Origin of the sequence: Humitalea rosea, from assembly GCF_003253705.1 — a bacterium.
Classification (GTDB): Bacteria; Pseudomonadota; Alphaproteobacteria; order Acetobacterales; family Acetobacteraceae; genus Humitalea; species Humitalea rosea.
Window position 1 is genome coordinate 295,154 of record NZ_QKYU01000001.1, and the last position, 16,730, is coordinate 311,883.

At 70.4% G+C, this 16,730-nt stretch carries 17 protein-coding genes; 4 read left to right on the plus strand and 13 right to left on the minus strand.

What is annotated here, in order from left to right; genetic code table 11:
* Window positions 1–27 precede the first annotated feature (27 nt).
* The 7 genes from C8P66_RS01270 to C8P66_RS01300 all read right to left on the minus strand — a co-directional run bounded on the left by C8P66_RS01270 (window position 28) and on the right by C8P66_RS01300 (window position 6,022).
* The gene (locus tag C8P66_RS01270; protein WP_111396472.1) at window positions 28–870 is read right to left on the minus strand and encodes a CHAP domain-containing protein; all 843 of its coding nucleotides are present in this window, start codon (window positions 868–870) and stop codon (window positions 28–30) included.
* A 348-nt stretch (window positions 871–1,218) separates the two neighbouring features.
* The gene (locus C8P66_RS01275; RefSeq protein WP_111396316.1) at window positions 1,219–1,569 is read right to left on the minus strand and encodes a RidA family protein; all 351 of its coding nucleotides are present in this window, start codon (window positions 1,567–1,569) and stop codon (window positions 1,219–1,221) included.
* Between the two features lie 89 nt (window positions 1,570–1,658).
* Window positions 1,659–2,639 (minus strand): Gfo/Idh/MocA family protein, encoded by a 981-nt coding sequence (locus C8P66_RS01280; RefSeq protein ID WP_111396317.1) that lies wholly within the window; start codon window positions 2,637–2,639, stop codon window positions 1,659–1,661.
* A complete protein-coding gene (locus C8P66_RS01285; RefSeq protein WP_342767996.1) occupies window positions 2,636–3,910 on the minus strand; it encodes an MFS transporter in 1,275 nt (424 codons plus the stop codon). The genes C8P66_RS01280 and C8P66_RS01285 overlap by 4 nt, the downstream gene beginning before the upstream one ends.
* Before the next feature lies 1 nt (window position 3,911).
* The gene (locus C8P66_RS01290; protein ID WP_146422644.1) at window positions 3,912–4,244 is read right to left on the minus strand and encodes a hypothetical protein; all 333 of its coding nucleotides are present in this window, start codon (window positions 4,242–4,244) and stop codon (window positions 3,912–3,914) included.
* Window positions 4,244–4,768 carry a hypothetical protein gene (locus C8P66_RS01295; RefSeq protein ID WP_245903143.1) on the minus strand — a complete coding sequence of 175 codons (525 nt, stop codon included), beginning with the start codon at window positions 4,766–4,768 and terminating at the stop codon, window positions 4,244–4,246. Before C8P66_RS01295 ends, C8P66_RS01290 begins: the two co-directional genes overlap by 1 nt.
* 108 nt (window positions 4,769–4,876) lie before the next feature.
* Complete coding sequence (locus C8P66_RS01300) at window positions 4,877–6,022, minus strand: OmpA family protein (RefSeq protein WP_111396320.1); 1,146 nt, start codon at window positions 6,020–6,022, stop codon at window positions 4,877–4,879.
* A gap of 299 nt (window positions 6,023–6,321) precedes the next feature.
* On the opposite strand from C8P66_RS01300, the gene C8P66_RS01305 reads away from it, so the two are divergent.
* Window positions 6,322–7,605, plus strand: a complete 1,284-nt coding sequence (locus C8P66_RS01305; protein ID WP_111396321.1) for an amidase — start codon at window positions 6,322–6,324, stop codon at window positions 7,603–7,605.
* A gap of 4 nt (window positions 7,606–7,609) precedes the next feature.
* Here C8P66_RS01305 and C8P66_RS01310 read toward each other — a convergent pair whose 3' ends face one another.
* Genes C8P66_RS01310 through C8P66_RS01335 form a run of 6 tightly spaced genes read right to left on the minus strand, consistent with a single transcriptional unit; the run spans window position 7,610 to window position 12,956 of the window.
* A complete protein-coding gene (locus C8P66_RS01310; RefSeq protein ID WP_111396322.1) occupies window positions 7,610–9,244 on the minus strand; it encodes an NTP transferase domain-containing protein in 1,635 nt (544 codons plus the stop codon).
* Window positions 9,241–9,942 (minus strand): XdhC family protein, encoded by a 702-nt coding sequence (locus tag C8P66_RS01315; RefSeq protein WP_111396323.1) that lies wholly within the window; start codon window positions 9,940–9,942, stop codon window positions 9,241–9,243. Before C8P66_RS01315 ends, C8P66_RS01310 begins: the two co-directional genes overlap by 4 nt.
* The gene (locus C8P66_RS01320) at window positions 9,939–10,259 is read right to left on the minus strand and encodes an XdhC family protein (RefSeq protein ID WP_111396324.1); all 321 of its coding nucleotides are present in this window, start codon (window positions 10,257–10,259) and stop codon (window positions 9,939–9,941) included. The genes C8P66_RS01315 and C8P66_RS01320 overlap by 4 nt, the downstream gene beginning before the upstream one ends.
* On the minus strand, window positions 10,256–11,449 hold the full coding sequence (locus C8P66_RS01325; RefSeq protein WP_111396325.1) for a vWA domain-containing protein: 1,194 nt from the start codon (window positions 11,447–11,449) through the stop codon (window positions 10,256–10,258). The genes C8P66_RS01320 and C8P66_RS01325 overlap by 4 nt, the downstream gene beginning before the upstream one ends.
* Window positions 11,449–12,351, minus strand: coding sequence for an AAA family ATPase (locus C8P66_RS01330; protein WP_111396326.1), 903 nt, complete (start codon window positions 12,349–12,351; stop codon window positions 11,449–11,451). Before C8P66_RS01330 ends, C8P66_RS01325 begins: the two co-directional genes overlap by 1 nt.
* Window positions 12,348–12,956: an SRPBCC family protein gene (locus C8P66_RS01335; protein WP_111396327.1), complete on the minus strand. Its 609-nt coding sequence runs from the start codon at window positions 12,954–12,956 to the stop codon at window positions 12,348–12,350. The genes C8P66_RS01330 and C8P66_RS01335 overlap by 4 nt, the downstream gene beginning before the upstream one ends.
* Before the next feature lie 119 nt (window positions 12,957–13,075).
* On the opposite strand from C8P66_RS01335, the gene C8P66_RS01340 reads away from it, so the two are divergent.
* The 3 genes from C8P66_RS01340 (at window position 13,076) to C8P66_RS01350 (ending at window position 16,715) form a co-directional block, all read left to right on the plus strand.
* Window positions 13,076–14,497, plus strand: coding sequence for a sodium:proton antiporter (locus tag C8P66_RS01340; RefSeq protein ID WP_245903144.1), 1,422 nt, complete (start codon window positions 13,076–13,078; stop codon window positions 14,495–14,497).
* A 107-nt stretch (window positions 14,498–14,604) separates the two neighbouring features.
* Complete coding sequence (gene prpB, locus C8P66_RS01345; RefSeq protein WP_111396329.1) at window positions 14,605–15,528, plus strand: methylisocitrate lyase; 924 nt, start codon at window positions 14,605–14,607, stop codon at window positions 15,526–15,528.
* A gap of 11 nt (window positions 15,529–15,539) precedes the next feature.
* On the plus strand, window positions 15,540–16,715 hold the full coding sequence (locus tag C8P66_RS01350) for an acetyl-CoA acetyltransferase (RefSeq protein WP_111396330.1): 1,176 nt from the start codon (window positions 15,540–15,542) through the stop codon (window positions 16,713–16,715).
* The last annotated feature ends 15 nt before the right edge of the window (window positions 16,716–16,730 follow it).

Sequence of the window (16,730 nt, forward strand, 5' to 3'; positions counted from 1 at the left end):
CCCGCTGGGCCGCGGGATCAAGCATCTTCAGGGACGGTTGGTGAGGCTTTCGAGCGAGAGCGCCTCATGCGCCGTGGCATGCGGGCTGCGGGGGGCCTCGGCGACCTCCTCCATCACATTGCCATTGGCGGCGCGCAGGATCCGGCCGCCCTCGGGGCGGTTGTAGATGAAGCCGGCCACCGGGTAGCTGCTGCCGTAGCTCTCGTTGGAATGGCCAACCTGGACCCGTACCACCGACCAGTCGTTGTTCTCCGAGGCGTCGATGACCGAGACGTTGCGCATCACCGTGCCGCGGCGGATGCCGGGGCCGCCCCAGTTGCTGTGGTGGACGCGGACTTCGCGGGCGCTGACGATCCGCTCGACGACGGCGACATGGCCGAGGCGCATGCTGCCCGTGGCACGGAGGACGATGACCGAGCCGGCCTCCGGGCGGCGGCCGCGGTCATAGGCGCCGGCGGCGTTGCGCCACCAGTCGCCGGCATTGCCGGACACTGCCATGCCGGTGACGAGGCGGGCATAGGGCACGCAGGAGAGGCCGCCGGCCCGCGTCGTGTAGCGGGGCGTGTTGGCGAGGGAGACCCGCGTGACGCGGCTGCCGCGAGAGGAGACGGTGCGGGAGGTGCTGGCGCGCGCGGCGGTTGGGCGTGCGGCGGTGGGGCGGGCGGCGGTGGGGCGGGCGCGGATGGCGCGGTTGGCGGTGCGTTCGGCGGGCTTGGCGGCGGGTGTGCCGCGGCCTGCGGCGCGGGCGATGTGGCTGGCGTTGCCGCCGGTGCGAACGCCGCTGGAGCGGGCTTCACCGGGCTTTGACCGCTCTGCCGCGGCCTCCCTGACCAGGGGCGGCAATGCAAGCAGGGTGCACACGAGGCTCATGACGAACCCGATCCGGCCAGCCTTCATGCAAGAAAATCCCCCAAGCGAATAACCTCGACCGAAGCGCGAGACCGCGCCCCGAAACCCCCACGCGCTGGGTTGCTCCCAATCGCGTGAGTTGTGGCTACCAATCGAGGGGGAGGGCGAACAACCACGAACTCTGTAACCCGGCGAAATCTGGCGTGATTATCAGGATCATGCGGCTCTCGCCGGGGCTGGTCAGGAAAATATCCCCGACATTCAAGCCAACGGAAATTTGCGACACAGTGTTGCGATAATGACGCAACACTGGTCGAAGCGGCGGCGGCGGGAGTCGCCCGCCGCCAGCCGGAGGTTACGCGCAGGCGGTCACTTGCAGGCGGTGACCATGATCTCGACCAGGTGGCGGGGGTCGGCCATGTTCGCCTCGACACAGGCACGGACGGGGGCGCCGCCCTCGGGCAGCCAGGCGGACCACAGCTTGTTCATCGCATCGCGGTCGCGGATGTCCTTCAGCCAGATCTGGGCCTGCAGCAGGCGGGTGTTGTCCGTGCCGTGCAGCTCGAGCTGCGCGTCGATCTTGGCCAGCACCTGGGTGGTCTGGCCCGCGATGTCCTGCGACAGATCATCGGCGGTCAGCCCCGCGAGATAGACAAAGCCGTGGTACTCGACCGAGGACGAGAGGATCTTGTTGCTACCGTTCCGGGAAATCTTGCTCATCGCGCATGGCTCCGCTGTGTGGCGCCCCGGCCAAAACCGGGGTCGGCCGGGTGTCTAAAGGGGTTTTGGATGCCCGAACACCTGTTGCCTCAGGCAACCCGCTGCGGGCCGCCGGCGGCGGCGCTCTGCACCATCGCCTCGAACACCGCGACCCCCTGGATCGCATCCTCGACCGGCAAGGGATAGGCGGGCCCGCCGGCGACGGCGGCGGCGAAGGCGGCAAGCTCGGCGCGCTCGATATCCATGGGCGCGAAATCCCGCGCCCAGCCCTGGCCCTCGCGGGGGGTGAAGGTCAGGCGTTCATGCCCGTTCAGCTCCAGAATGCCATCGGTGCCGAAGATGGCGACCCGCCAGCAGCGCGGGGCGAAGGCGAGGGTGGCAAATGTGCCGCTTACGCCCGATTCGAAGGCAAACAGCGCCGTGGTGGTGTCATCCAACCCGTTCGTGAGGAAGCGGGCATGGCTGCGGCAATCGACCTCGGTGATCGGCCCGAGCAGGTTGATGAGCATATCCACCATATGGATGCCCATGCCGCCCATGCCGCCGAGCGGGCTTTCCTTGCGCTCCGCCCGCCACATCCCCTGGGTATAGGCATTGGCGCCGGGGCCGGAGAAATTTCCCTCCGCATGCAGCAGGGTGCCGAGGCGGCCCGCGGCCAGCATCGACTTCATCTCGGCGACGGCGGGCAGGAACCGGCGGTTGTGGCCGAGCGCCAGCACCACGCCGGCCTCGCGGCAGGCGGCGACGGCGGCCACGGCCTCGGCGCGATGCAGGGCGAAGGGCTTTTCGACGAAGACATGCTTGCCGGCGCGGGCGGCGGCGATCACCTGCTCGGCATGCTGGCCATGCGGGGTGGCCAGCACGACCGCCTGCACCCGTGGGTCGGCGAGGACGGCGGTAAAATCGGGCAGCAGGTCGATGCCCTTCTCGGCGGCATAGGCGGCGGCACGCTCGGGACGGCCGGTGCAGCCGGCGACGAAGCGCAGCCCCGCCTCATTGCTGCCCTGCACGGAATTGACCAGCACCTGGCCCCAGCGGCCCATGCCGGCGATCGCGACGTTCAACATCATCCATGCTCCCGAAGGGGCGGTGCCGGACCTTCCAGCGCCGCTGCGATTTGTTTTTGCTTGCCCAGGCCCCAGACCATCAGCCCCAGGGCCAGCAGCGAGGCCGCCAGGGTCGGAAGCCGCAGCCCGAAGGCCTCGCCGGAGGCGCCGAGCGAGAGCGCGCCAAGGGCGGGGAAGGCGCGGGTGATCAGCCCCCAGAGCGAGAGGATCCGCCCGCGCATCTCCGGCGTCGAGGCGGATTGCGCCAGCACCTGCACCGAAATCCCCTGGGTGCTGGCGCTGGCCCCGATCAGTGCCGCGCAGAGCAGGCCGAAGGGAAACCAGGAGGTCGCGACGAAGCCGGCCGTCGCCACCGCCTGCACGCCCACCGACCAGATCGCGAGCCGCGTGGTGCCCTCCAGCCGCCCGCGCCCCGCCACCACCAGCCCCGCGAGCAGCGCGCCGATGCCGAAGCAGGCGGTGAGCATGGCCAGGCTCTGCGCGCCACGGCCGAAGACGCGATCGACGAAGGGCGGCAGGATCTCCTGCACCCCGCGCAGGAACAGGCAGGTCAGCGCGGCATAGAGCAGCAGTGGCCCGAGCCCGGGATGCCGCCAGGCATAGGTCAGCCCCTCCCGCACATCGGCGAAGAGGCTCGCGGTCGCGGGATGCCCGCGGCGGGCGGCGGGGGCGACGTTCAGCAGCGGCATGGTCGCCGCGGCGATGGTGAAGGCGATGGCATTGCAGGCGATCGCCGGCACCACCCCGGCCACGGCGATGATCGGCCCGGCCAGCGCCGGCCCGATGAAGCGGGCGAGGTTGAAGCAGAGCGAATTGGCCGCCACCGCCGCCGGCAGGTCCGACAGCGGGATCAGCCCGGGCAGCAGCGATTGCCGCGTCGGCTGGGTGAAGGAGGCGACGGTGCCGGCGCAGAATTCCAGCGCGATCAGCAGCTCGATCTGCATCACCCCGGCCCAGGTCAGCGTCGCGACGATGGTGGCCTGGAGCGCGGTCAGGCTCTGGGTCAGGGTCGCGAGCCGCACCCGGTCGGCGCGGTCGGCGACCGCGCCCGCGATGGGGGAGAAGATCACCGCCGGCGCCAGATCGGCGAAGGCGACGAGCCCGACCCAAAGGGCCGAGCCGGTCAGTTCCCAGGCGAGCCAGGCGACGGCGATGCGTTGCATCCACAGCCCGGTCCAGGCGGTGAAGCTGCCGCCGAAGAAGATCCGGCTATCGCGGTGCGACAGGGCGCGTGCCAGCGCCCCGCCGCCGGCCGACCGCCCCCAGAGGGCCAGCTCAGCGCGCCCTGGGCGGCTCGGCGCGCGGCTCGGGGGCCGGGTTCAGCGCGCCGCGCTCGCATTCGGCGGCCATCCGGTCGCGGTCCCAGGCCCGGCGCAGCTCTTCGGAGTTGGACGGCGGCGGCATGCCGCCGCCGACGCCGATGCGCGCGGAGCGCTCATCCTGGCGCAGCAGATCGCCGCGGTCGCGGCGCTCGATCACCCGGTCGGCCTCGGCCCGGCAGGCGTCGGAGACCTGGCGGCGGGCGCCACCGGGCTGCGTGGCCGGCTGCGCGCAGGCGCCGAGCACCAGGGCCGCGAGCAGGAACGGGGCCGAACAAGGGCGGGACATCAGGCGACTCCGGGGTGGGGCTGTGCGCGGCGGGGTGCCGGCGATTCGAGGCGGTCGGAGAATAGGCGCTTCCAGGCCGCCGCGTCGAACCGCCCCGCCGCATCGAGCGGCTGGCGCGCGGCGGCGTCCAACAGAGCGGGATGGAATTCGGTGCCGCCGGCCGAAACCGCGAACATCGGGTCGAGGAAACGCACCCGGGCCAGCAGATCGACCAGCGCCAGCAGCCGCATCAGCAGCGCGATCCCCGCGGTCGTATCCAGCCCCGCGAGGTGGTCCACCGCCATCGCCCAGCAGCGCGCATCGGAATCCGCGATCAGCAGGTCATGCGTCGCGCCATCGGTGCCGCGGAACAGCAGCGCGCGGGGCGGGCCCTCGGCCTCGGCGGTGGCGGCGATGCGGGCGGCGTCCCAGGCCTCGCGCAGCCGGGCGGGGGCCACGACGGGCAGGGCTTCGGCCGGGAAGGGCAGGGCGTGCAGCAGCGTGCCATCGGCCGCGGCCGCGAGGCCGACGGGGGTCGGGCTCATGCTGGGAAAAACCGGGTCATGTGGCGAAAGATGGCAGCAGCGGGTCCATAAAACAAAGGGGGCGCCCGTCGCCGGGCGCCCCCTTCAAAGCGTAACGTCAGGCGCGGATCAGCGCAGGACGATCTCGACGCGACGGTTCTGCGGCTCGCGCGCGCCATCGGCGGTGGCCACCAGCGGACGGCTTTCGCCGAAGGCCTGGACCACGATCTGCTCGCGAGACACGCCCTGGCGGGTGAGTTCCGCGGCAACCGCCTCGGCGCGGCGCTGCGACAGGCGCTGGTTGTACTGCGGGGTGCCCGAACGATCGGCGTGGCCCGAGACTTCAATGCGCGTGACCTGCACGCGGCGGCTGTTCTGGGCCGCATCCGTGATGATCTGGCGGGCACGATCCGTCAGGTCAGCGCGGTCAAAGTCGAAGAACACGAGGTAGGTGCGGGCCGGGGCCGGGGCCGCGGCAGGGGCCGGGGCGACGACGACCGGCGCCGGCGGCGCGGGCTGGTTGAAGGCGTAACGCAGGCCCACGAGGAAGGAGTGGTTCAGATTCTCCACCTCAGCCTTGCCGCGGGTCGTCACACCCGAGGGGAAGCTGGTCTGGCGCACATCGAGTTCCGGCGAGAGCGTGCCGAAGAAGCGATATTCCGCCGTCAGCGACAGGCCGGGGACCGAGGTGATCGGGAAGGCGGCGCCGGCGATGCCCTGATAGGCGAACTGCCCATCGGTATCGTCGATCACGGTGCGCGTCGTCGCGGTGGAGGCGCGGACGCCGTTCCAGTTGGTCCAGGCATAGCCCACGCCAGCACCGATATAGGGGGTGAAGGGGATGCCGGTGCCGAACACGTCGCCAACATCGAAGTCGTAGAAGGCGTTGGCCATCAGACCATAGGTGTTCTGGTGGCCACCGCTGCTGGTGACGCGACCGGCGCCGCGGAAGCCGCTGATGGTGTCGATGTTGTTCTGGCGGAAGTTGCCTTCGAGCTCGGTCCGGAACCCGTTGCCGAAGCCGTAGCCGAGCGAGAGGACGCCGACATAGCCGTTGTCGAATTCAGCCTGACCGCTGCGGCTGACGCCGCCGGCCTGGAGGCGGCTGCCGAGGGGCCCCGAAACGTCGATGTCGCTGTCCTGAGCGATGTTCAGACCGCCACCGCCGCCGATGTAGATGCCGGAAATGGGCTGCGCGGCGAGCGGGCTGCTCAGCAGCGCGGCGAGGGGAAGTGCGGCGTAGAGCGCGGCGCGGGTGGAACGGGATAGGGCCATGGTGAAAACTCTCTCCTTCCGACGGCGCGATATTGGCCGTGGGCTGTGCGGGAAACGTGCGGAGGTGATGGGCGTTGCGTGCAACTTTTCCGCCTGGGCGGCTCCGAACGGATTGATGCGATAGCACAGGGGGGGAGAATGCTTTGTTACCAAAGGTATGCGTCTGTATCTTGCGGGGCTTTATCAGAAGTTTTGGCCGTCCCCCGGTCATCATCCCGTCACCGCTGTGGCGCAAAAGGCACAATTTCGCCGCCCCGCGGGGCTTCCGCCGCCCGGGCCGAGGTCACATTCTGCCGGGCATGAGCCACAACGCCCCCAACGCCGTCTCCGCCACCGCCGCCCGCGCCGCCATGGCGGCGGGCCACCTCACCGCCGTCGCTTACCTCGAGGCGTGCCTTGAGCGCATCGCGGCCTCCGAGGGCGCGGTCCGCGCCTTCGCCGCGATCGACATCCCCGCCGCCCGCCGCGCGGCCGAGGCCGCCGACCGCGCCGGCCGCCCGGGGCTGCTCGGCGGCATTCCAGTGGGGGTGAAGGATGTGATCGAAACCTCCGGGCTGATGACCGGGCATGGCTCGCCGATCTGGGCGGGCTGGCGGCCACGGGCGGATGCCTCGGCGGTGGCGCTGACCCGGGCTGCCGGCGGCTATGTGATGGGCAAGACCGTCACCACCGAATTCGCGACCCGCCACCCGGGCGCCACCGCCAACCCCTGGAACATCGGCCATACGCCGGGCGGCTCGTCGCAGGGCTCGGCCGCCGGGGTCGCGGCGGGGTTCTTCCCCGTCGCCTTCGGCACCCAGACGGCGGGCAGCATCCTGCGCCCGGCGGCCTATTGCGGCGTCACCGGCTACAAGCCGAGCTACGGCACCATCCACCGCGCGGGCATGAAGGTGATGAGCGAGAACCTCGACACCATCGGGGCGATCGGGCGGGGCCTGGCCGATTGCGCGCTGTTGGTGACGGCGGCCTCAGGCCGGGCGGAACTGCCGCCGGGGGCCGCGACCTCCGCCCCGCGCATCCGCGTCACCCCCGGCCCGGCCGAGGCGATGCTGTGCGACGCGACGCGGGCGCTGCTGGCCGAGGTGGCCGCGCGGCTTTCCGCGGCGGGCGCCCAGGTCGCCGATGCCATTTTGCCGGCAGCGGTGCTGGCCGGGGCCGAGGCGCAGCCGACCGTGATGTATGGCGAGATCGCCCAGGCCCTGGCCTGGGAGGCGGCCAATGCCTCGGCGCAGATCTCGCCCGGGCTGCGCGCGAATATCGCGACCGGCGCGGCACTGCCGCCGGGCGGGCTGGATGCGGCCCGCGCCCGCATGGTCGCGGCGCAGGCGGCCTTCCTCGACTGGATGGGCGATGCCGATCTGGTGCTGACCGCCGCCGCCCCGGGCGAGGCGCCCGAGGGCCTCGGCTGGACCGGCGACCCCGCCTGCAACGCGCTCTGGACCGCGCTGCATGGGCCCTGCGTCAGCCTGCCGGCCGGTTTCGGGCCGAAGGGCCTGCCGCTCAGCATCCAACTGGTCGGCAAGCGCGGCGCCGAGATCGCCTTCCTGGAAGCGGCGCAATGGGTGGAGGCGCGGCTGGGCTGACGCCTCAGGCCCCGGGCAGCGCCTTCATCGACTCGGTGGTGTCGAAGTCGCGCAGCACCGCGTCATCGGCCATCTCGACCTCCACCACCGCATCGGCATGCTTGCCCGCGAGATGCCGGGCGCCGACATCGCCGGTGACCTGCATCATCTCGGGGATCAGGTCGCGGGACCACAGCATGGGATTGCCCTGCTTGCCGCGGCAGGTCGGCATCGCGATGCGCCGGCCTTCCTCGGGGTCGAAGGCGGCGATCAGCCGGTCCATCATCGCCCCCGTGACCAGCGGCATGTCGCCGAGGCAGACCATCACCCCTTCCGAATCCGGCGGCACGGCCGCGAGGCCCGCGCGCAGGCTGGCCGACAGCCCCTCGGAAAAATCCTCGGCATGGGCGAAAAGCACGCCGCGGCCGGACAGCGCCTCCTCGATCCGCTCATGCTCATGCCCGGTCACCACGATCACCGGGCGGGCGTGGCTGGCCAAGGCCTGCTCCACGACGCGGACGATCATCGGCACGCCCTTCGCATCCGGCACCAGCAGCTTGTTCAGCGGCGCCATGCGGCGGGAACGGCCCGCGGCCATGACCAGCGCCGCGACCTTGCGGCCACGCCGGGGCGTCTGCGCGGGGGCGGGGGATTTCGCCGCCTGTTCACGGGGCAAAGGGCGCAGCTCGATCTCCTTCAGCAGCCCGCCCACGCCCATGCCCATGACATCGCGCGCGGTGACCGGCAGCCCGGCGAAGATCCGCTGCAATACCCAGTCGAAGCCGTTGAGCTTGGGCGAGCGGGCGCAGCCGGGCAGCACCAGCGCCGGGGTCCCCGCGATCTGGCCAAGGCAGATCAGATTGCCCGGATCGACCGGCATGCCGAAATGCTCGATGCGACCACCGGCGCGGAGGATGGCGGCGGGGCCGACGTCGCGGCGGTCCACCACCGCGCTGGCGCCGGCGATCAGCAGCAGCTCGGCCCCGGCGCGGCGCAGGCGGGAGAGCGCCTCGGCAACCGCGCCTTCCTCATGCCGGCAGGTCTCGGGCGGCAACAGCGTGCCGTAGAGGCCCTTCACTCTTTCCTCGGTCGCCTCGACGGCGCCCTGCATCACGCTGTCCTTGATCCCCGGCAGTTCGGTCAGCACCAGCCCGACCTTCAGCGGCCGGAACGGATGCAGGCGCAGCGCGCGGCCGGATCGCAGCATCGCCTCGGCCACGGCCATCACCGGGCCGGGCACGGCGAAGGGGATCACCTTGATCGTCGCCAGCATGTCGCGCGCCGCGACCGGGGTGTGGTTCGGCAGGGTCGCGATGGTCAGGCTTTCGTCGATCGCATTGATGCGGTCGATCAGCGCCGGATCGACCACCATCAGCCCCGGCGTCTCCGCGAGCAGGTTCACCCGCCCGGTGACGGCGCGGCTGCGCGCGACCAGCGGCACGGTCATCGCCTCGGCGATGCGGTGCGCGGCCTCGTTCTCGGGGACGTCGCCCGGCTCCATCCGGGCGGTCGTGACCTCGGTCCTGCCGCCGGCGATCAGCGCCTCCAGCGCGCCCTCATCCAGCACGGTGCCCTTCTTGATGACGCGGCCGGGCAGGCGGACGGTATGGACCAGCACGGCGCCGCGCGCCTCGGCAACCGGGGTGGGGCCGAAGATCATGCCGCGGCCTTGGCGGCGCGGCGCGGGCCACGCCGCACCGCGACGATCTCGGCGATGATGGAGAGCGCGATCTCGGGGGCCGTCACCGCGCCGATGTCGAGCCCGATGGGCGCGTGGATGCGCCGCGTGGCCTCGGGCCCATGGCCGAGTTCGCCCAGGCGCTCCAGCCGCTTGGCATGGGTGCGGCGGCTGCCGAGGGCGCCGATGTAGAAGGCGGGGCTGGCCAGGGCGGTATCCAATGCGGGGTCGTCGAGTTTCGGATCATGGGTGAGCGTGACGATGGCCGTGCGCGCATCCGGCGCCAGGGCCTTCATCGCATCATCCGGCCAATCATGGTTCAGCGTCACGCCCGAGGGGAAGCGCTCCTCGGAGGCAAAGGCGCCGCGAGGATCGACGATGATGACGGCAAACCCCGCCGCCGCCGCCATGGGCGCCAGCGCCTGGGCCACATGCACGGCGCCGACGATGATCAGCCGCAGCGCCGGGGCCTGGGGGTGGATGAACCAGGCCTCGCCATCGAGAGTGAGATTGGCCGCGAGGTCGTCGCGCAGCGCCGCCTCAGCGGCTTCGGCCAGGGCCGGTGCCAGTTCCTCATCCGGCCAGAGCCGCTGCGCGCCATCGGTCAGCCGGGTCAGCAAGGTGACGCCGCGGCCCTCGACGCGCGCGGCCGCGATCCGGGCGAGCATGTCGGGCGTCATGCGAGCGGCTCGACGAAGACCTTGAGCTTGCCGCCGCAGGCCAGCCCGACCTCCCAGGCGCGTTCGTCGGAAATGCCGAAATCCATCAGCCTTGGCGTGCCCGAGGCCATCACGCCCTGGGCCGCCTCGGCCACGGCACCCTCGATGCAGCCGCCGGAGACGCTGCCGGCCATCCGGCCGCTGCCACTGACCGCGAGCCGCGAGCCGGCGGGGCGGGGCGAGGAGCCCCAGGTCTCCACCACCGTCGCCAGCGCCACGGTCTCGCCGGCCTCGCGCCATTGCGCGGCGGTGGCCAGGATGTCTTCCGAATCACTCATCGGCTGCTCCTCCGTGGCGGGGGGCTGGAGAGGGAAGCCACCAGGTCCCGCAACGCGTTCAGATTATGGACGGGGCGATGCTCATGCACATGCGGCAGCAACGCCCGCGCCCCTTGCGATTTGGGCTGGAACCCCTCCCATCGCAACAGGGGATTGAGCCAGATCAGCCTGCGGCAGGAGCGTTGCAGCCTTGCGGCGGCCTCGGCCAGCCCCGCGGCACCCTGGCGATCCAGCCCATCGGTGATCAGCAGCACCACCGCCCCCTGGCCCAGCACGCGCCGGCCCCAGTCGTGGTTGAAGGTGGCGATGGACTCGCCGATCCTTGTGCCGCCGGACCAGTCGGGCACCAGATGGGAGACCATCTCGAAGGCGACCTCGGGGTCGCGGTTCTTCAACGCGCGGGTGACGTTGGAGAGGCGGGTGCCGAAGAGGAAGGTGCTGACGCGGTCACGGTCATTCTCCACCGCATGGAGAAAATGCAGCAATATCTGTGCATAGCGCGCCATGCTTCCACTGATGTCGCAGAGAACCACCAAGGGCGGCGGCCGCTTCACCCGGCGTTTCCGCGACAGGCCAAGGATTTCCCCGCCGGTCCTCATGCTGTCCCTGAGGGTGGCGCGCAGATCGACCCGCGCCCCCGCCGCATGGGGGTGGAAGCGGCGGGTCGGGCGTTCATCCAGCGGCAGATGAAGCTTGCGGATCTCCTGCTTGGCGGCGGCGATCTCCTCCGCGCCCATCGCCTCGAAATCCATCTGCATCAACCGCTCGCGGTCCGACACCGTCATCGCGACATCAAGCATCGGCGGCGGTTCGTCGGATTTTTTCGGCGCAGGCGGGCGGTCGCCCTGCAAGGCCTCGGCGACGCGGCGGGAGGCCGGCGGCGGGCGCGACTTGTCCTTGATGCCATCCATCAGCGCCATGGCGGCGGCGTGCCTGGCCGCCTCCGGATCGCGCCAGAACAAGGCGAAGGCCTGGTCGAACACCTCCTGCTGATCGTGGCGACGCACCAGGATCGCGCGCAACCCAGCCTGCACCTGGCGGCGGCTGCCGATGTCGAGCAGGGTCAGCGCCCGGGTCGCCTCGATCGCATCGGCGGTGCCGAGCCGCAGCCCCGCCCGGCGCAACAGCCGCACGAAGGCCAGCAGGTTGGAGGCGAGGGCGCCGGCCGGGGGCGGGGCCTCCGCCTGCATCACAGCATCCGCGTGGCCGCGACCTTCGCCTCGGCCACGAGCTTGGCGGTTTCCTCGCCGCGCAGCCGGGCGATGTCGTCCTGGTACTTCATCAGCGCGCCCAGCGTGTCGTCCACAAGGCCGGGTTCCAGTTCCTTGGCCTCCAGGGCGGCCAGCGCCTGGGCCCAGTCGATGGTCTCGGCGACGCCGGGCAGCTTGAAGTAATCCCCCGCCCGCAGTTTTTGGACGAAGGCCACGACCTGGGCGGAGAGCACCTCGGGCACACCCGGGGCGCGCAAACGCAGAATGGCGCGTTCCCGCACCGCGTCAGGGTAATCGACCCAGTGGTAGAGGCAGCGGCGGCGGATCGCGTCATGCACCTCCCGCGTGCGGTTGGAGGTGATGATGACGATGGGCGGCGTCTCGGCGCGGATGGTGCCGAGTTCGGGGATGGTGATCTGGAAGTCCGCCAGGATTTCCAAAAGGAAGGCCTCGAAGGGCTCGTCCGCCCGGTCCAGCTCATCGATCAGCAGCACCGCGGGCGTGCCGGTCAGCGCCGAGAGCAGCGGTCGTTCGATCAGGAAGCGCCGGTCGTAGAGATCGGCCGACAGCCGGTCGCGATCGGTGACCCCGGCGGTTTCCGCCAGCCGGATCTCCATCAGCTGCCGCGCATGATCCCATTCATAGGCCGCGGCCGCGAGGTCGAGCCCATCATAGCATTGCAGCCGCACCAGGCGCCGGCCCAGGCGTTCGGCCAGGACCTTGGCGATCTCGGTCTTGCCGGTGCCGGGCTCGCCTTCGAGGAAAAGCGGCCGGCCCATGGCCAGCGCCAGATGCACGGAGGTCGCGAGCGAGGTATCGGCGACATAGCCGCCCTCGGCCAGCAACTGCCGCGTCGCCTCCACTGTGGTCGGAAGGCTCATCGATAGACGAACAGCAGGAACAGGATGACGAGCTCGACGAAGCCGCCGATCCAGAACAGCAGCGGCAGGCCGAGGAAGTCCTTGGGGATCAGGTCGAAGACCGAGATCGCGGCATTGGGCGCGGGCGGGGCGATGACGACCGGCGCGCCGGTCGGCGCGTTGGCGGCACCGACCTGGGCCTGGAAGCGGTCGAAGAACTGGTCGGCCATCTGCTTGGCGGTGCTGTCGATCAGCCGGCCGCCGAGCTGGGCGATCTTGCCGCCGACCTGGGCCTTCACCGCATAGGTGAGGGTGGTCGTGGTCGGGCTGGTCTCGACCAGCGCCACATCGGCACCGCCCTTGGCGAAGCCCATCGCACCACCATTGCCTTCGCCGGCGATGGTGTAGCCGGCCGGCGGGTTGATGTTCTCAAGCTTCACCTTGCCCGCGAATTTCGCGGCCATCGGCCCGATCTTCAGCGCCACCTTGGCCTCGAAGGCATCCGGCGCGGTGCGGGTCACGCTCTCGCAGCCGGGGATCGAGGCCTGCAGCACCGCAGGATCGTTCAACGCGTCCCAGACCTTGGCGCGCGGGGCGGCGATCAGCCGCTCACCAGTCATTTCCATCTTCTGCACTCCACTGATGCGGCCCGCGACCGCGCTCTGGCGCAAACTAGGTCCTGGGCGGCCCGGCGGCAAAGGGGGGGTGGCGCGGCGTGCGGCGCGCGGTTAGGGGAAAGCAAGGCTTGGGGGGCTATCTGATGGGGCATGCGGGACGGCTCGGGGTATTTGCGGCGCTGCTGCCGGCGCTCCTGCCCGGGAGCGCCTGGGCCTCCGGTGCCGATGGCGCGCATATGAGCCTGCTCTGGGGCCTGCCCTTCGCCGGGGTGCTGCTGTCCATCGCGCTGATGCCGCTGCTGGCGGGCCGGCTGTGGCATCATCATTACGGGAAGATCGCGGCGGGCTGGTCGGCGCTGTTCCTGCTGCCCTTCGCGCTGGTCTATGGCGTCGGCGAGGCCTGGGGCGAGTTCACCTATGTGCTGGTGACCGAATATTCGCCCTTCATCATCCTGCTGCTCGCGCTCTACACCGCCGGCGGCGGCGTGCTGCTGAAGGGGCGGCTGGTCGGCTCGCCGCTGACCAATGTGGCCTTGCTCGCGGTCGGCACGCTGGTCGCCAGCGTGATGGGCACCACCGGCGCCTCGATGCTGCTGATCCGGCCGGTGCTGCGGGCCAATGCCTTCCGCGCGCACAAGCTGCATACCTTCGTCTTCTTCATCTTCCTGGTCGGCAACATCGGCGGCAGCCTGACCCCGCTCGGCGACCCGCCGCTGTATCTCGGCTTCCTGAAGGGCGTCTCCTTCTTCTGGCCGACGGAGCATCTCTTCGCCGAATTCCTGACCTGCGCGGTGATCCTGCTCGCGATCTACTACGTGATCGACAGCCTCGCCTGGGCCAAGGAGACCGACATCCCGGTGCATGACGGCACCCACCAGCCGCTGCGTATCGAGGGCTGGGTGAATATCGCGCTGCTCGGCGTCGTCGTGCTCGGCGTGCTGCTGCAAGGCGTGTGGCACCCGGGCGAGGTGTCTCTGCTCGGCCAGCCGATCGGCATCGAGCGGCTGGTGGCCATGGCCATCTTCCTCTGCGTCACCTTCGCCTCGGTCGCGCTGACGCCGAATGCGCTGCGGGAGGCCAATGGCTTCGCCTGGGGCGCGATCCTGGAGGTCGCCAAGCTCTTCGCCGCGATCTTCCTCTGCATGGCGCCGGTGCTGGCGATCCTGAAGGCGGGCATGGCGGGGGCCGCGGCACCTTTGGTGGCGCTGACCTCCGATGCGGCTGGGGCGCCGGTGCCTTGGGTGTATTTCTGGATGAGCGGGGTGCTGTCCTCCTTCCTCGACAATGCGCCGACCTATCTCGTCTTCTTCAACCTGGCGGGCGGTGAGGCCGGGCGGCTGATGACCGATGGCGCGCTGACCCTGGCCGCGATCTCCTGCGGCGCGGTGTTCATGGGGGCGAACTCCTATATCGGGAACGCGCCGAACTTCATGGTCAAGGCGATCGTCGAGGAGCAGGGCGTGCGGATGCCGTCCTTCTTCGGCTATGTCGGCTGGGCGGTGGTCTTCCTGATCCCGGTGTTCGTGCTGCTGACCTTCCTGTTCTTCTGAACAGAGCTTTCGCCGCCCCGCCGGCTAAAGCGGGGCGGCCGGCTGGCCCAGAAGGGGCGGCTGGTGGCAAACTCCCGCGCAACGCCACGCCGGCCCGGAGCCAAGCCATGCCCTATGTGATCGCCAACGACCTGCCCGAAGCCCCGGCCGGGGACCGTTTCCGTGCCCTGCTGGCGCGGCCCGGCATCCTGCAACTGCCCGGCGCCCATCTCGGCATCGCCGCCCTGCTGGCCAAGGAGGCCGGGTTCGACGGGCTCTACATGTCCGGGGCGGCGATGTCGGCGACCATGGGCCTGCCCGACCTCGGCATGATCACCGTCGATGACGTGTGCTTCCACATCCGCCAGGTGGCCCGCGCCGCCGGGCTGCCCACCCTGGTCGATGGCGACACCGGCTATGGCGAGGCGCTGAACGTCATGCACATGGTCCGCGCCTTCGAGGAGGCCGGCGCCGGTGCGGTGCACCTGGAAGACCAGCTGCTGCCCAAGAAATGCGGCCATCTGAACGACAAGAAGCTCGCCTCGGCCGGGGATATGGCCGCCAAGGTCGCCGCCGCCCGCCGCGCCCGGCGCCACCTCTACATCATCGCCCGCACCGATGCCGTGGCGTCGGAGGGCATGGATGCCGCCGTGGACCGCGCCAAGCGCTACCTGGAAGCCGGGGCGGATGCGATCTTCCCCGAGGCGCTGGTCACCGCCGACATGTTCCGCGAATTCGCCGCCCGCATGCCGGGGGTGAAGCTGCTCGCCAACATGACCGAATTCGGCCGCACGCCCTTCTTCACGGCGCAGGAATTCGAGGAGATGGGCTATGCCATGGTGATCTGGCCGGTGAGCCACCTGCGCGTCGCCAACAAGGCAATGGCCGATCTCTACGCCGCGATCCGCACCGATGGCGGCACCATGAAGCGGCTTGATAAGATGCAGACCCGTGCCGAACTCTACGCCACCATCGGCTATCACGCCTATGAGGCGCTGGATGCCTCGCTGGTGAAGACCGTGGTGCCCGAGGGCATGCCGCAAGGCCATTGAGGATCGCCGCCATGACCGACGCCCCCTGCATTGTTGGCTGGGCCCATAGCCCCTTCGGCAAGCTGGAGGACCATCCGGATGTGGAATCCCTGATCGCCAGCGTCGGCCGCGCGGCGATCGAGGATGCCGGGGTGGCGCCCACCGACATCGGGGGCGTCTTCGTCGGGCTGTTCAACGGCGGCTTCCAGAAACAGGATTTTCCCTCCTCGCTGCCGCTGCAATCCATCCCGGAACTGCGCTGGGCGCGCTCCTCCCGCTATGAGAACGCCTGCGCCACCGGCTCGGCCGCCATCCATGGCGCGCTGGACTGGCTGGCGGCGGGCAGGGGGCGTCTGGCCCTGGTGATCGGCGCGGAGAAGATGACCGCGGTGCCGGGCTCGGCGGTGGGCGACATCCTGCTCGGCTGCGCCTATCGCCGCGAGGAGGGCGAGATCCCCAACGGCTTCGCCGGCGTCTTCGGCCGCATTGCCGAAAGCTACTTCCAAAAACATGGCGACCAGTCCGACGCGCTGGCGGCGATCGCGGCCAAGAACCACCGCAATGGCGTGGACAACCCTTTTGCGCAGATGCGTCGCGACCTCGGTTATGAGTTTTGTCGGACCGAAAGTGCCAAGAACCCCTTCGTGGCGGGGCCGCTGAAGCGCACGGATTGCTCGCTGGTGTCGGATGGGGCGGCGGCGCTGGTGCTGGCGGATGCGGAGACGGCGGCGAGCATGGCCAAGGCCGTGGCGGTCCGCGCGGCGGCGCAGGTGAACGACTTTCTGCCGATCTCCGCCCGCGACATCACCAAATTCGAGGGCTGCACCCAGGCCTGGGCCCGCGCCCATGCGGCGGCCGGCACGACGCTGGCCGACCTCGACTTCGTCGAGACCCATGACTGCTTCACCATCGCCGAGCTGATCGAATACGAGGCCATGGGGCTGGTGCCCGAGGGCCAGGGCGCGCGCGCGATCCTGGAAGGCTGGACCACGGCCGAGGGACGGCTGCCGGTGAACCGCTCCGGCGGGCTGAAATCCAAGGGGCACCCCATCGGCGCGACCGGCGTCTCCATGCATGTGGTGGCGGCGATGCAACTGGCGGGGCAGGCGGGGGCGATGCAACTGCCCCGCGCCAATCTCGCGGGCGTGTTCAACATGGGCGGAGCCGCCGTCGCGAATTACGCCTCGATCCTGGAAAGGGTTCGCTGACGCCTTTCCCACGCC